The 14824-nt window shown below is 70.0% G+C and carries 13 protein-coding genes and 1 rRNA gene; 8 read left to right on the top strand and 6 right to left on the bottom strand.

The window, feature by feature from the left end; all coding sequences use genetic code 11:
* Positions 1 to 85 (top strand): 5S ribosomal RNA (gene rrf, locus VF632_RS27985); the annotation flags it as partial.
* Between the two features lie 110 nt (positions 86 to 195).
* Here the strand turns inward: rrf and VF632_RS27980 are convergent.
* From VF632_RS27980 to VF632_RS27965, 4 genes are all read right to left on the bottom strand, one after another.
* Positions 196 to 459, bottom strand: a complete 264-nt coding sequence (locus VF632_RS27980) for a hypothetical protein (RefSeq protein ID WP_331026264.1) — start codon at positions 457 to 459, stop codon at positions 196 to 198.
* 264 nt (positions 460 to 723) lie between these two features.
* On the bottom strand, positions 724 to 1251 hold the full coding sequence (msrB, locus tag VF632_RS27975; RefSeq protein WP_331026263.1) for a peptide-methionine (R)-S-oxide reductase MsrB: 528 nt from the start codon (positions 1249 to 1251) through the stop codon (positions 724 to 726).
* A 97-nt stretch (positions 1252 to 1348) separates the two neighbouring features.
* A complete protein-coding gene (gene uvsE / locus VF632_RS27970) occupies positions 1349 to 2287 on the bottom strand; it encodes a UV DNA damage repair endonuclease UvsE (RefSeq protein WP_331026262.1) in 939 nt (312 codons plus the stop codon).
* 96 nt (positions 2288 to 2383) lie between these two features.
* Complete coding sequence (locus VF632_RS27965; RefSeq protein ID WP_331026261.1) at positions 2384 to 2773, bottom strand: PAS domain-containing protein; 390 nt, start codon at positions 2771 to 2773, stop codon at positions 2384 to 2386.
* 254 nt (positions 2774 to 3027) lie between these two features.
* Between VF632_RS27965 and VF632_RS27960 the strand changes: the two genes are divergently transcribed.
* The 5 genes from VF632_RS27960 (at position 3028) to VF632_RS27940 (ending at position 10583) form a co-directional block, all read left to right on the top strand.
* On the top strand, positions 3028 to 3420 hold the full coding sequence (locus tag VF632_RS27960) for a hypothetical protein (RefSeq protein WP_331026260.1): 393 nt from the start codon (positions 3028 to 3030) through the stop codon (positions 3418 to 3420).
* Positions 3421 to 3515: 95 nt separating this feature from the next.
* Complete coding sequence (locus VF632_RS27955; protein WP_331026259.1) at positions 3516 to 5021, top strand: gluconokinase; 1506 nt, start codon at positions 3516 to 3518, stop codon at positions 5019 to 5021.
* Between the two features lie 739 nt (positions 5022 to 5760).
* Positions 5761 to 7848 (top strand): transketolase, encoded by a 2088-nt coding sequence (tkt, locus tag VF632_RS27950; RefSeq protein WP_331026258.1) that lies wholly within the window; start codon positions 5761 to 5763, stop codon positions 7846 to 7848.
* Positions 7849 to 7995: 147 nt separating this feature from the next.
* Positions 7996 to 9171: a transaldolase gene (gene tal, locus VF632_RS27945; RefSeq protein WP_331026257.1), complete on the top strand. Its 1176-nt coding sequence runs from the start codon at positions 7996 to 7998 to the stop codon at positions 9169 to 9171.
* 584 nt (positions 9172 to 9755) lie between these two features.
* Positions 9756 to 10583 (top strand): DUF4097 family beta strand repeat-containing protein, encoded by an 828-nt coding sequence (locus tag VF632_RS27940; RefSeq protein WP_331026256.1) that lies wholly within the window; start codon positions 9756 to 9758, stop codon positions 10581 to 10583.
* Positions 10584 to 10639: 56 nt separating this feature from the next.
* Here VF632_RS27940 and VF632_RS27935 read toward each other — a convergent pair whose 3' ends face one another.
* The gene (locus VF632_RS27935) at positions 10640 to 11149 is read right to left on the bottom strand and encodes a hypothetical protein (protein WP_331026255.1); all 510 of its coding nucleotides are present in this window, start codon (positions 11147 to 11149) and stop codon (positions 10640 to 10642) included.
* A gap of 197 nt (positions 11150 to 11346) precedes the next feature.
* Between VF632_RS27935 and gnd the strand changes: the two genes are divergently transcribed.
* On the top strand, positions 11347 to 12264 hold the full coding sequence (gnd, locus tag VF632_RS27930) for a phosphogluconate dehydrogenase (NAD(+)-dependent, decarboxylating) (protein ID WP_331026254.1): 918 nt from the start codon (positions 11347 to 11349) through the stop codon (positions 12262 to 12264).
* The gene (gene zwf, locus VF632_RS27925; RefSeq protein WP_331026253.1) at positions 12261 to 13862 is read left to right on the top strand and encodes a glucose-6-phosphate dehydrogenase; all 1602 of its coding nucleotides are present in this window, start codon (positions 12261 to 12263) and stop codon (positions 13860 to 13862) included. Before gnd ends, zwf begins: the two co-directional genes overlap by 4 nt.
* A 395-nt stretch (positions 13863 to 14257) precedes the next feature.
* Here zwf and VF632_RS27920 read toward each other — a convergent pair whose 3' ends face one another.
* Complete coding sequence (locus tag VF632_RS27920; RefSeq protein ID WP_331026252.1) at positions 14258 to 14746, bottom strand: Clp protease N-terminal domain-containing protein; 489 nt, start codon at positions 14744 to 14746, stop codon at positions 14258 to 14260.
* Positions 14747 to 14824: the final 78 nt, after the last annotated feature.

Raw genomic sequence — 14824 nt, 5'->3', positions numbered from 1 at the left:
TCCCATCCCGAACTCGGAAGTGAAAACCCGCTGCGCGGATGGTACTGCCGGGGCCACCCGGTGGGAGAGTACGGCGCCGCCGGCCTTTTATTCCGAACGCCCGCCCTGATCCTCGTGATCAGGGCGGGCGTTTGGCGTTTCTGCCTCACAAACAACAGAGGCATGCAGTTCGGCCAAGCAGAGGAAGTCTGTGGGTCAGGCAGCCGCCATGGCCTGGGGAATCGGCCGGGGCCGCTGCTCGGTGTCGGCAGGCTCGGGCGCGAGGCGCTGCGAGACGAAGGTGAGGCACGCCCCACGGTCACCTTCGAAAACCACATCGCGAAACGCGGAGAGCGACATCTCCTCTCCGATTCTCAATACGTACGTGCCCTGTCCATCGCTCCACACGCGGAACACCTGCTGGCCATTCGGACTTTCCACGTTCCCGGCATCCTGGCCGGCGTCTCCTACAGAGTACATCCCACTTCTCTCCTGCATTCGGGTGTGTTGCTTTCGCCTGTCAGACGGCGGACCCGGGCCGCGCGTCACCACTCGACGGTCGCAGGGCCGCGTGGACCATGTGCGGTGTACGATCACCGCACGGACCATGGATTCAAACGTTTGCGGCAGGGTGGCAAGGACCATTCCCTGCTCGGGACGAACATGTCGAAGGGGGCAGCCGGATCACCGGCTGCCCCCCTTTCCCGTAAGTGGAACCGTCTGCGTCCACGGTGAGTGGCGGAATCAGGTCCTCAGCGCCGGAAGCCGCTGCCCGGCGGGAACAAACTGGAGCGCCAGGCCGTTGTTGCAGTAGCGCTTGCCCGTGGGCCGCGGCCCGTCGTTGAAGACGTGGCCCTGGTGGCCCTCGCACCGGATGCAGTGGTACTCCGTGCGCGGGAAGACCATCCAGTAGTCTCGCTTGGTGCCCACCCGCCCCGCGATCGGCTGGAAGAAGCTGGGCCAGCCGGTGCCGCTTTCGAACTTGGCGGCAGACTGGAAGAGCGGCAGGCTGCAGGCGGCGCAGACGAACACGCCCTCGCGCTTCTCATTGTTCAACGGGCTGCTGAACGGCCGCTCCGTGTCATCCTCGAACAGCACGGCGTAGGCGGCGGCCGGAAGCAGCCGGCGCCACTCGGACTTCGGCTTGCGGAGCTTCGGGATCTCCTGCCCCTCTTCCGGTCCGGCTGCGTCCACAGTCCCTCCCTTGAACGAGCTGAGCAGCGGCGCGGCGGCGAGGCCGGCAAGGCTGCCCAGAAAGTGCTTGCGGGTCATTCCATCTCCTGGATCCCGGTACCCTGAGTATGACCCTGGGAACGCACGCAAGTTCCTGCGGCGCAGGCGCTTGCGCAGGCCGCACTGACGCCGCCACTCACCAGAGACCGAGCTTGCCGAGGTCTGCGCGCAGCTTGAGCAGTGCCGTGTCCTTCATCTTGGCCTCGAGCATCACGTCGAAGGGCTCCGGACCCGCCTCGCGCAGAAAGCCCGCGAACTCCCACGGGTGCACGTAGTCCGCGTGCTGCGACAGCAGCGGGGGCGCCAGCACCTCCTTCTTGCCGCGGGTGACCGTCCGTGAATCCAGCTTCGGCGACGAGAAGTGCACCTTGGGCTGCACGCCGGCGGGCCAGGTGCGAAGGGCGGCGCGGCACGCCTCGCCCATCGGCAGGGTTCCCGGGTTCAGCAGGTGGTGCTGGTGGTCGAAGATCAGCCGCACCCCCGTGGCCTCGTGCACGCGCAGGCAGTCCTGCACGGTGTACAGCGTTTCGTCGTTCTCGATCACCAGCCGCCGCCGGCCGGCCTCGGACAGGCGCGGATAGTTCTCGATGAACCGCCCGATCGCCGCGTTCTTGTCTCCGTAGGCGCCTCCCAGGTGAAGCACCACCACCGCCTCGGGCCCCTGCTCCATCGCGTCCAGCAGCTCGGCCTGGCTGTTGACGTCCCAGATCCCCTTGTCGCTGATGGCCGGGTCCAGCGCTGACAGCAGCACGTACTGCGAGGGGTGCAGCGACAGGCGGATACCTCGCTCGCGGGCCGTGCGGCCCAGCTCGGCGAGCTCGTCGCGGCATTCCGGGATCTGGCCGTGGAACCGGGGCAGGTCCGGATGCGTGCAGTAGGGCACGAAGTCCGACGAGATGCGGTACATCCGGATGTCGACCTTGTCGAGGTAGTCCAGGATGTCGCGCAGGTACTGGATGGAGGTTCGCACGTGCGGATCGCTCTGCCAGCGCCGCGAATCGTTGCTCTTCATCCCCTCGCGGCCCACCACCTTTACCGCGAACCCCAGCCTGCGCGGCCACTCTCGTGTCGCCATCCACCCTCCGCTCGTGGTCCATACTCATAGGGGGGCGCGGCGCTGGTGGTGCGCCCCGCCCCCCGCTACTTCAGACTGCGTTCCGCCGCGCGAAACTCAGGACTGCGGCCGCTGCACCAGCACCCACACGGAATCGGTGCTGGCGCTGTAGAACATGGAGATATTCACGTTCTTCTGCCGTCCGTCGCGAAAGCGGAACTGGTACGGAAAGGCGGTGTGCAGGCTGCGCTGCTGCACGCCCTGCACGAAGGCGCCGTGGAACTGCTGCACCTTGGTGCACGGCGCCACCTCGTCGAAGAAGCTCTTTCCGATCGCGTCCTTCTTGTCCACGTGCGCCAGGGTGCTTTCCGCCTGGTTGAACTTGAGCACCGTGCCGTTGCGGTCCAGCTGGATCATGCCCATCGGCAGGGTGTCGAGTTCGTCCTCGGTAAGTACGTCGGCGCGCGTCAGGACGTCGTTGGTGCTCTGGGTCGCGGTAGTCTGCATCGGATTCTGCTCCTGTGATTTGACGGGGCCCGCGTGCCACCCGGCTACGCTGCCGCCCGCCGGCTTCCGCCAGAAGCGTACCGCATTGTATAACGTTTGTCAAATGCTGTAGAGGCTGCGACAGTGCGGTGGATGGAACGCCAGTTGCACGTGCCTTTGGCCCCCGGTGACGCGCGGAATCATCACGAAAGCGCGCCGATGTGGTTGCGGCACCGGGACATCGGCCTGCTCACGAGAACACGGGGGAGCTCCCAATGGCGAACGACGACCGGATTCCGACGGACCAGGACCTGGATACCGCGGGGCTCGACAACACGCCGGGCACCGGCTCGGGGCTGGGTGCCGCACAGTCGATGTCGGCCGCGGGCGGCGACGTCAGCGGGACGAGCAGCCCGGAGACCGGCGGCCGGGACTGGAGCAAGAGCGAAGGGCAGGCGGGCTCCGACTACCTGCACGGCGCGGACGAAAGCGACCGGCCGTCGCGGCACGGCGGGATGAGCAGCTCGCCCGGGGGCACCAGTGGATCAGGCTCCGGCACGGGTGCTGGCGCCGACCTGGAGGAAACGCACCGGCTGGCGCGGGAAGCGACCGAGCGGCTGCGTGAGGACTTCGACAACCGCGGGGTCAGCGGGACCGGGAACTTCTGATTGCGATCCGGGAGACGGGGCGCCTTCGCCGGCTGGCGGGGGCGCCTCGTTCGTTCGTGGCCCCGGCGCGCCTGCGACGGTAGATTGCGCTCCTCATGAGCACCGCCGTTCCGCCCGCCCGGCGCGGGCCATGGATCCTCGCGGTCGACGTGGGCTCGTCGTCCGTGCGGGCGCAGTGGCTGGACGCGTCCTGCGCTCCGCTCGCGGAGGCCGCGCGCGAGCTGTACGCGTGGGACTCCACGCCGGACGGCGGGATGCAGGTGGATGCGGAGTCGCTGCTGGCCCGCTGCCTTCGCGCCATCGACCGGGCGGTGGCGATCGGCCGGGAAGCCGAGATCGAACCCGCGGCCGTAGCGCTCGCCACTTTCTGGCACGGCCTGGTGGGGATGGACGCGGAGGGATGCCCCGTCACCCCGCTCACCGGCTGGGGCGACGGCCGCGCCCGCGCCGCCGCGGATGCGCTGCGTTCGAGGCTGGATGCGGAAGTGGTGCACCTGCGGACCGGCTGCTTCGTCCACGAGGCGTACCCGGCGGCGCGGCTGGTCTGGCTCCACGGCGCGGCGGGCGATACCTTCCCGCGCGCCGCCACCTGGGGCTCCATCGGCGAGGTGCTGGCGCTGCGGCTGTTCGGCGAGGCGCGCACGTCGGTGTCGATGGCGTCCGGCACGGGGCTGATGGACCTGCGCCGGATGCAGTGGGACGATGCCGTCGTCGACGCAGTCGGCCTGTCCCCCGAGCGACTGCCCGACATCAGTGACGAGCCGCTTCGAGGACTGACGCCGGAGTTCGCCGCCCGCTGGCCGGAGCTGGCGGCGATCCCCTGGTTTCCTGCCCTGGGCGATGGCGCGTGCGCCAGCCTGGGGATGGGCGCGGTCGGCCGCACGGTGGGGCTCACGGTCGGCACGACGGCGGCGGTGCGCGTGCTGCGCGACGATCCCGCGCCGGCCGTTCCGCCGGGGCTCTGGTGCTACCGCCTGGACGCGCGGCGCACCGTCACGGGACGGGCGACATCGAACGCGGGGAACATCTTCGCCTGGCTGCGGCACGTGCTGGCCCTTCCGCCCGCGGACGAGCTGGAGGCGCAGCTCTCGGCGATGCGTCCAGCGGCGCACGGGATGACGGTGGTTCCGCGCCTGGTGCCGGAGCGTCCGCCCCGGCCCGGGGGACCGGAATGGGCGGTGATGGCGGGGATGACGCAGGCGACGGGCCCGGTGGAGATCGCGCGGGCGTGGCTGGAAGCGGCGGCGTTCACGATGGCGGACGCGCTGGATGCTGTGGAGGCGGACGGCGGCCCGGCCGCGGAGGTGGTGGCCGGCGGCGGCGCGCTGCATGCGTCGCCCGCGTGGGCCCGCATGGTAGCGGATGCGCTAGGCCGGCCGCTGCGCCTGGCGCCGGATCCCGAAACCACGCTCCGCGGCGCCGCGCTGGTCGCGCTGGAGCGGCTGGGGGTGATCGGGGACGCGATGGAGTTCGCGGCGGCGGACCGCGAGGGTGTGGTGCTGCAGCCGGACGCCGAGGCGCACGAGGTGTATCACGCCGCCCGAGCCCTCACCCGCCTCGCCGATGAGACGCAGCCGAGTGCGCGAAGCCTGTCATCCTGAGGCCCAGGCGCACTGTATCTGCCCGTACGCCACACGACGCGGGCCGAAGGATCTAGCCTGGGGCACGTCCAAGGTTGGGCGCGGCAGCGGTCACGAATGCCGAGGCCTCGGCTGCCGTGGGGCCCTCACCCGTCCTCGCCTAGGCTCGTCCACCCTCTCCCACAAACAGCGTGGGAGAGGGGGTACACTTCGGGTTCGGGCGTATCGTCTGGACGGGAGCATGCCCGTGGCCCTGTCCCGGCGGTTGAAACCGCGCCTGGAACGTCACGAAGTCCGCCTGCGCGGACTGCACCGGACGGTTCGGCGTCGGGAGCCAGCCGACGCGCAGTTCAGGTCTCCCCCTCCCCTGCGAAGCGGGGGATGGGGGCCGGGGGGAGGGGGCTGCCGTAGCATGCGAGGCACCCGGTCGAACCCCGCTCGAAGTTCTCCCCTCTCCCGGCGTAGTTTGCCGGGGGAGGGGCCCGCCGACGCATGCGCGGGCACCTGGTCGAACCCCCGATTAGGACTCCTTCGTGCCTCCGTCCATGTGCGGCGCGCGATGTGTGTGGCGGATCCCTCAATCGCTGCCGTTTATGGCGTTTGGGCCGACCGGGAGTGGCCGCTCCATCGGGATGACACCGCGCTTCGGGCGCTGCGGGCGAAGTTCTCGCCTCTCCTCTGGCTTCGATGCGGGGAGGGGCCGGGGGAGGGGCCCTCCCCCAATCACGGTACCGAATCACCCAGACGGGACGACACATCGATGGCCAATCCGGGCGCTGACTCGCGCGAGCTGGACCAGCTCTGCATCAACACCATCCGCACGCTGTCGATGGACGCGGTGCAGGCGGCCAACTCCGGCCACCCCGGCACCCCCATGGCGCTGGCGCCGCTGGCGTACGTCATCTGGACGCGCCACCTGAAGCACAACCCCGCAGACCCGCAGTGGGTGGACCGCGACCGGTTCATCCTTTCCGCCGGGCACGCGTCCATGCTGCTGTACTCGCTGCTGTACCTGAGCGGCTACGGCCTGACGCTGGACGACCTGAAGAACTTCCGCCAGTGGGAAAGCAAGACGCCCGGCCACCCCGAGTACGGGATGACCGACGGCGTGGAGACCACCACCGGCCCGCTGGGACAGGGCTTCGCCAACGGCGTGGGGATGGCCATGGCCGAGGCGCACGTGGCCGCGGTGCACAACCGCCCGGAGCACAACGTCATCGACCACTACGTCTACGCCATCTGCTCCGACGGTGACCTGATGGAGGGCGTGGCGGCCGAGGCGGCGTCCGTGGCGGGCCACCTGAAGCTGGGCAAGCTCATCTACTTCTGGGACGACAACCGCATCACCATCGAGGGTGACACGGAGCTGGCGTTCACCGAGAACGTGGAGCAGCGCTTCGAGGCGTACGGTTGGCACACACAGCGGGTGGAGGACGGCAACGACCTGGAGGCCATCGACGCCGCCATCCGCGCCGCCCAGGCCGATCCCCGCCCGTCGATGATTTCCGTGCGCACCATCATCGGCTTCGGGTCACCCAACAAGGCCGGCAGCGAAAAGGCGCACGGCGAGCCGCTGGGCGCCGAGGAGATCGTCAAGACCAAGCAGAACCTGGGCTGGCCCTCCACCGAGTCGTTCCACGTCCCGCAGGAGGCGCTGGACCACATGCGCGAGATCGGCCAGCGCGGCGCGGAGCGGCAGCGCGAGTGGCAGGCGCGCTTCGACGCCTACCGCGCGGCTCACCCCGACGCGGCCGCGGCGCTGGAGCAGGCGCTTTCGCGCACCCTCCCCGAGGGGTGGGACGCGGACCTGCCCGTGTGGACCAAGGACGACAAGCCCATCGCCACGCGCGCGGCGTCGGGCAAGGCGCTGAATGCCATCGCCAAGAAGGTGAACTGGCTGATCGGCGGGTCGGCGGACCTGGCCGGCTCCAACAACACCATGATCGAGGGCGCCGGCAGCTTTCTGCCGCCCGACTACACCGGCCGCAACCTGCACTTCGGCGTTCGCGAGCACGCGATGGGCTCGCTGATGAACGGCATGACGCTGCACGGCGGCGTGCGCGTGTACGGCGGCACCTTCCTGATCTTCAGCGAGTACATGCGGCCGCCGGTGCGCCTTGCCGCGCTGATGGAGCAGCCCGCCATCTACATCTACACGCACGATTCCGTCGGCCTGGGCGAGGACGGCCCCACGCACCAGCCCATCGAGCAGCTTCCGTCGCTGCGCACCATCCCCGGGCTGATCGACCTTCGCCCGGCAGACGCCAACGAGACGGTGGAAGCGTGGCGGTTCGCGATGGAGCACCGCGAGGGCCCCGTCTTCTTCGCGCTCACCCGGCAGGCGCTGCCGCACATCGACCGCGAAACGATGGCCCCCGCGTCAGGCCTGCGCCGCGGCGCGTACGTGCTGGCGGATGCGGAGGGCGGCGACCCGCAGGCCATCCTGATCGCCAGCGGCTCGGAAGTCGCGGTCGCCCTGGAGGCGCGGACCGCACTGGAGGCCGATGGGATCCGCGCGCGCGTGGTGAGCATGCCCAGTTGGGCGCTGTTCGCCCAGCAGACCAAGGAGTATCGGGACGAGGTGATCCCTCCGGCCGTCAAGGCGCGCGTAGCCATCGAGGCCGCGCACCCCATGGGCTGGCACCGCTGGGTGGGCGAGGGCGAGGTGATCGGCATCAGCCACTTCGGCGCCTCGGCCCCGGCGACGCGCGTGTTCCAGGAGCTGGGCTTCAGCGCCGAGAACGTCGCCGCCAAGGCCAAGGGGCTGCTGGGGATCGGCAGCGGTCACGCGCAGGGCGCCGGCGACGCCGGACCGACGGCGCACGGAACCGATGAGAAGAGTGCGTGAGTGCGGAAGTGCGTGAGTGCGGAAGTGCGTGAGTGCGGAAGTCGCTTCCATGCACGGCAGCCGACGGTGGCATCTAGGGCGGTGCCGTTCACTCCCGCACTAACGCACTAACGCACTGACGCACTTTCAAGAGAGCGAGACCATACCATGGCCGAAACCAAGCATCCGACCGACGCGGTGCGCGACGAGGGAAATCCGCTGCACGAGCTGCACGCGCTGGGGCAGAGCGTGTGGCTGGACTACATCCGCCGCGGCATCCTGGACAACGGCGAGCTGGAGGAGATGATCCGCCGCTACGACCTGCGCGGCGTGACCTCCAATCCCTCGATCTTCGAGCAGGCGATCGGCGACAGCACCGACTACGACGACGCCGTGGGCGAGCTGGCGGCGTCGCAGGCCGGCGCGTCCGCCGCGTACGAGTCGCTGGCGGTGGAGGACATCCGCCGCGCCTGCGACCTGTTCCGCGGCGTGTACGATCGCGCCGAGGGCCACGACGGCTTCGTGTCGCTCGAAGTGTCGCCCGAGCTGGCGCACGACACGCAGGGCACGCTGGACGAGGCGCGGCGCCTGCGCGAGGCGGTGGACCGGCCCAACCTGATGATCAAGGTGCCGGGCACCGAGGCGGGCATCCCCGCCATCGAGCAGCTGCTGGCCGACGGCTTCAACGTGAACATCACCCTGCTGTTCTCGGTGAAGAACTACGAGCAGGTGATGGAGGCGTACCTGCGCGGGCTGGAGCGCCGGCAGCAGGCCGGGCAGCCGCTGGACCGCGTGGCATCGGTCGCCTCGTTCTTCGTATCGCGCGTGGATTCGGCGGTGGACGCACAGCTGGAGAAGCTCGCGTGCTCGGCCGCGGACGACGGGCAGGCGGCGCTTGCCCGGGCGATGTCGGGCAAGGCGGCCGTGGCGAACGCCAAGCTGGCGTACGAGCGCTTCGCCCAGGTGTTCTCGGGTGCGCGGTGGGAGCGGCTGGCCTCCGCCGGCGCCCGGGTGCAGCGGCCGCTGTGGGCCAGCACCTCCACCAAGAGCCCGGCGTACCGCGACGTGATCTACGTGGAGGAGCTGATCGGCCCGCACACGGTGAACACCATGCCGCTGAACACGGTGGAGGCGTTCGCCGACCATGGGGTCGCTCGCCGCACGGTGGACCAGGACGTGGAGGCGGCCCACCAGGACCTGCGCACGCTTGCCGAGCTGGGCATCGACATGGACGCGGTGACCGACCAGCTGCAGCGCGAGGGCGTAGACAAGTTCATCAAGTCGTTCCGCGAGCTGATCGGCTCGGTGGAAAGCAAGCTGGCGCGCGTGGCCCAAGGCGCCTGATTCCGCTGGATCGATGTCGAAGCTCCCCGGCCGTTCGCGGCCGGGGAGCTTTTTCATGCGCGGACTCTCGATGTCGCGAGGGGTGGCCTTGCGGTGGCCACGGTGAGACAGAGGCTGTGGCCCGCGTGCCACAAATTGTACCACGATTGACCCAGCTGCTGCACACTCGAGCTTCGTCAAGGGGTAATGTAACCTATCCTTGGAGAAGGATTTAGGGGGCACGGCTCACTTTGGGCCGATCGTTTTTCCCGTGGTCCAGCGGTTGCTACGTGGATGCGTTACAGATGCACCCCTTAATGCTTGGCCGGTGGCGGGTGATGGAGGCTGAACCAGAATGCAGTGCCCTTCCATGTGCGACGTTCTTTCGATGTAGCGCGTTCGATACTCCCAGCCTTCACGCCTCGCCCGCGGCCAGAATGCCGCACCGGCTCAGCGAACGGACCGTCCCGGATTCGGGTGCGGTCCGTTCGCGTATTCCCGCGCGCGCACGGTCATCCAAACCATCCGCTCCCGCCGCGCATCATAGGGTGGTCCAGGCTGCACGATGCTGCCTGTTGAGTCCCCGACTGGCCCGGAGCGTACCGATGCGCACTTCCGTCCTTCTTCTCCCGATGGCTTCCCTCCTGCTCGCCACGCCCGCGCTCGCCCAGCGCTCCGCGGAGGAGTGGGTGGAGCAGTGCCGCCGCAACTACCGCCAGAACAACAATCGCGTGACGCATTGCGAGGTGCGCGAAACCCGCATCCCGGCGCGTGGCTCGCTGACGATCGACGCGGGGCAGAACGGCGGCGTGTCGGTTCGCACGCACGAGGGGCGCGACATCGTGGTGCAGGCGCGCGTGCAGGCCTGGGCCGGCAGCGATGAGCGGGCGCGGTCGACGGCGCAGCAGATCCGTGTGAACACGGGCGGTACCATCGGCGCCAGCGGCCCGGAGATGGGGGACAACAGCGGCTGGGCCGTGAACTACGAAATCCTCGTCCCGGCGCGGACCAACCTGGACGTGCGCACGCACAACGGGCCGATCAACGTGGAGCGCGTGTCCGGGACGATGAACCTGCGCGCCCACAACGGCCCGCTGAACCTGTCGGAGCTGTCCGGAAACGTCACCGCGCGCACGCAGAACGGGCCGGTGAACGTGCGGCTGACCGGCCGCCGCTGGACGGGCGAGCGGCTGGATGCCGAGACGGTGAACGGCCCCGTGAGCGTCCGCATGCCGGAGGGATACGCGGCGCACCTGGAGGCCCGCACGGTGCACGGCCCGGTGAACGTTCCGCGCGCCATCCGCGCGGACCAGCGCCGCCCCGGCGAGCGCGGCTGGCGTCCCGGCGCCAACATCAACACCGACATCAACGGCGGCGGTCCCACCATCCGCGCCGTCACCACCAACGGCCCGATCAACATCCAGGAAGGCTGACCCGCCACCGCGCGGACGAACGAAAGAGGCGCCCCTTCAGCGGGGGCGCCTCTTTGTCATCGCGGCTCGTCTCCGGCGGTGTCGGGGAACTCGAACTCGAACACCATCCCACAGCGGTTGCACAGGAATGAGCGGTCCCACCTGCGGACGGCGTCCTCCCACTGTTCCCGCCGGTCGCGGTACCGGCGGGCCAGCAGCCACGCCGCGCCAAGCACCACCAGCCCCGTCAGCGGCCGGGCGATGTCCAGCATCCGCGCGCCCACCAGGTGTGGGGCGACGTGGTTCAGGAAGATGCTCAGCATGTACAGCAGAAAGACCGCGAACGCGATCATCCCCCACCGGGGCGGGGCCGGCGGGCCGAGCGACCGGGCGAGCTCCGACTGGATGGTCCCGTGCGAGGAGATCCGCCGGTTGCGGGCCCATAACGGGGCGCCGCTGAAGATGGCGAGCCCCGTGGGTGTGCTCTCGCTCTCGATGTGGATGTGAGAGCTGCCTTCCGCGCGCACCAGGTCCAGGTCGCGCACGTTCTCGGTGCCGCAGCGCGGACACTTCAACTCGGAGTTCAACGAAACGCTCCCGTTCAGGCACCGGATCGCGATCGCCTCTCGGCCGGGCGCATGCCCCTGTCGGCACGGCGGTTCCATCGGAACGTACATCGCGCGGATGCCGGCCGGCAACGTCGCACGCGGTCTGCCGGGCCGGGACTTGCAGCGGAGGGGCGCGACGAAGATCGATCCACGACACCGGGACAGCGGGAGGGCGGATGCGGCTGGGGATGGTGGGGCTCGGAAAGATGGGCGGCAACATGGCGCAGCGGCTGACGCGCGGCGGGCACGAACTCGTGGTGTTCGACCGCGACCCCGAGGTCACGCGCGCCGTGGCCGAGGCGTCGGGTGCAAAGGCGGCGGCGTCGCTGCAGGAACTGGTGGCCGCGCTGGAGCCGCCGCGGGCCGTGTGGGTGATGGTGCCCGCCGGCCCGCCGACGGAGCAGGTGCTGAGCGACCTGGCCGACATCTGCGGCCCCGGCGACGTGCTGATCGACGGCGGCAACAGCAACTACAACGACAGCAAGCGGCGCGCGGCCGAACTGGAAACGCGCGGGCTGCGGCTGATGGACGCCGGCACCAGCGGTGGCATCTGGGGGCTGGAGAACGGCTACTGCCTGATGGTGGGGGGCGCGCCCGAGGCCGCCGCGGTGTGCGAGCCCGTGTTCCGCACCCTCGCCCCGGAGGGCGGCTACGCGCACGTGGGCCCCAGCGGGTCTGGCCACTTCGCCAAGATGGTGCACAACGGCATCGAGTACGGCCTGCTGCAGGCGTACGCCGAGGGCTTTGAGATCCTCCACAAGTCCGGCTTCGAGTACGACCTGGAGGGGGTCGCCTCGCTGTGGAACCACGGCAGCGTGGTCCGCTCGTGGCTGCTGGAGCTGCTGGAGCGGGCGTACGCCGAAGAGGGGCCGGCGCTGGAGCGCATCAAGGACTGGGTCGCGGATTCGGGCGAGGGGCGGTGGACCGTGGAGACCGCGATGGCGCTGGACGTGCCCGCGCCGGTCATCACTCTGTCGCTGCTGGCGCGCTTCCGCTCGCGCCAGGAGCAGTCGTACTCGGCGCAGGTGGTGGCCGCGCTGCGCAACCAGTTCGGCGGCCACTCCATCAAGACGACGGACGGGGCGGGGGCGTGAGCGACGAGGCCACGGACGACGGCCGGCCGGACCTGGGCGACGTTCCCGCGGCGCCGCCCGCGGGCGAAACGCCGCTGCGCACGCCCATGACCGAGGCCGGCGCCCGGGTGCGCACGCCCGACCCGCTGGCGCTGGTGATCTTCGGCGGCACGGGTGATCTGACGCGCCGCAAGCTGATGCCCGCGCTCTGGGCCCTGCGCGCCGACGGGCTGCTGCCGGAAGGCTTCGCCATCGTCGGCAACTCGCGCGAGGAGATCGGCGAGGACGACTTCCGCGAGCGGATGCGGGGCGCGCTGGCGGAGTTCGACGAGGAGCCCGACGCCGACGACTGGGCCGGGTTCTCGCGCCGCATCCGCTACGTGCACGGGTCTACAGACGATCCCGGGACCTTCAATCGGCTGAAGCAGGTGCTGGAAGAGGTGGAGCGCGACTGCGGCACGCAGGGGAACCGCATGTTCTACCTGGCGCTCCCGCCCTCCGTCATCGCCCAGACAGCGCAGGGACTGGGACGCGCCGGGCTGGTGACCGGCGCGAAGGACCCGGCGTGGACGCGGATCATCGTCGAAAAGCCCTTCGGGCGCGACCTGGAGAGCGCCCAGGGGCTGAACGCCAGCCTGCTGGAGGTGTTCCGCGAGCGGCAGATCTTCCGCATCGACCACTACCTGGGCAAGGAAACGCTGCAGAACCTGCTGGTGTTCCGGTTCGCGAACACCATCTGGGAGCCGCTGTGGAGCCGCAACTACGTCGACCACGTGCAGATCACCGTGGCCGAGAGCGTGGGGGTGGAGGGCCGCGCGGGCTACTACGACCGCAGCGGCGCCCTGCGCGACATGATCCAGAGCCACCTCCTGCAGATCCTGACCCTCGTGGCGATGGAGCCGCCGGCCTCGTACGACGCCGATTCCATCCGCAACGAAAAGGTGAAGGTGCTGCAGTCCATCCCCCTGCTGCAGGGCGACGACATCGGGCGGTGGGCGGTGCGTGGCCGATACGGCGCGTCGGGAAAGGGCGGCGAGGACGATCGCGGCTACCTGGACGAGGCGAACGTGCCCGAGGGGTCGCGCACCGAGACGTACGCGGCCGTGCGGCTGACGGTGGACAACTGGCGGTGGGAGGGCGTGCCTTTCTACCTGCGGACGGGGAAGAAGCTGGCGGGGAAGCAGAGCGAGGTGGTGATCCGCTTTCGCCCCGCGCCACACCCCATCCGCGACTTGGTGCACTGCGATTCGCCCGCGCCCAATGCACTGGTGCTGCACATTCAGCCCGACGAGGGGATGTCGCTGTTCTTCGAGGCCAAGGAGCCGGGGATCCGAGGGCCATTGCGGGCGGTGTCGATGGACTTCGACTACAACCGCGCGTTCGGGGTGGAATCTCCCGAGGCGTACCAGCGGCTGCTGCTGGATGCCATGCTGGGCGACGCCACGCTGTTCGCCCGGCGCGACGAGGTGGAGGCCGCGTGGACCCTGGTGACGCCCATCCTGGAAGCATGGGAGCGCGAGGGCGAGCCGGAGGAGTACCCGGCGGAGTCGTGGGGCCCGCGCTGCGCCGACGAGTTGCTGGCGCAGGAGGGGCGCAGCTGGCACCAGCCGACAGGGTAATTCGGCAGCGTGGAAGGGAATCGGGTCGAAGGACGGGTAGGCGGCGGGGTGAGGCCGGGTTTGGCGCATGCCGAGGCCGCCCCCCTCTCCCAACCTCTCCCCCATAAACCCCATGGGGGAGAGGAGAATTCAATTGCGCTCCGGTCGGCCTCGCGCATGGGATGGGGGACGCGGGCGAGGAACGGTGCGCTTCGGGGAACCCGGCGCATGCCCCTGGCAGCCCTCTCTCCCCGGCCCTCTCCCCCGCAAGCGGGGGAAAGGGAGAATTCGATTGCGGTCCGGCTGGCCCCGCGCACTCAACTGGCTCCCTTCCCCCGCGCAGTTTGCGGGGGAAGGGTTGGGGATGGGGGGCGACAGCCGGCGCACAGGGCGATGGGGTCCGCGCGCGGCCGGCGCTACGGTTCGGTCGGGTGGGTTCCGGCCTTGAGGGCGGCGCGGAGGGCCGTGGCGGTGATCTCCATCTGGCCGAAGATGCGCGCCGGGACGCCCATCGGCGATTGCAGCACGCCGAGCAGCAGTTCGCCCGCGCCCACCTGGTGAAGGCCGGCCGCGCGGGCTTCGCGCATGGCGAACTCGATGGCGCCTTTCACGTCGTCCGCGTAGGGGAGCACGGGCGCGCGCAGGCCCCACGCGCGCGGCGGCGAGGCGTGCTCCATCCGCCGGCGCACCATCGCAGGCTCGTGCCCCAGCCGCTCGAATGCGCGCGCCGCCAGGCCCGAGGGGTCGGCCATCAGCGCGTAGAGCAGGTGCTCGGCATGCACGGCGCCTACGTTGGCCTTCTGCGCCTCGGCCGTCGCGTTGCCGAGGGCGTCGCGCGCCGCCTCGTCGAACGGCAGGTCCGGCGGGCGGGGTGGGGGAACCTTGGGACCGCGGCGAAACAGCACGCGCAACCTCCAGTCAGGATCGTGCATCAGCGCCCCGGAGACGGACCGGGGCCGATGCCGGAACGTAAGCAACGGAAA

The sequence above is a fragment of the Longimicrobium sp. genome (assembly GCF_036388275.1).
Classification (GTDB): domain Bacteria; phylum Gemmatimonadota; class Gemmatimonadetes; order Longimicrobiales; family Longimicrobiaceae; genus Longimicrobium.
This window is presented reverse-complemented; position numbering and strand designations above follow the sequence as displayed.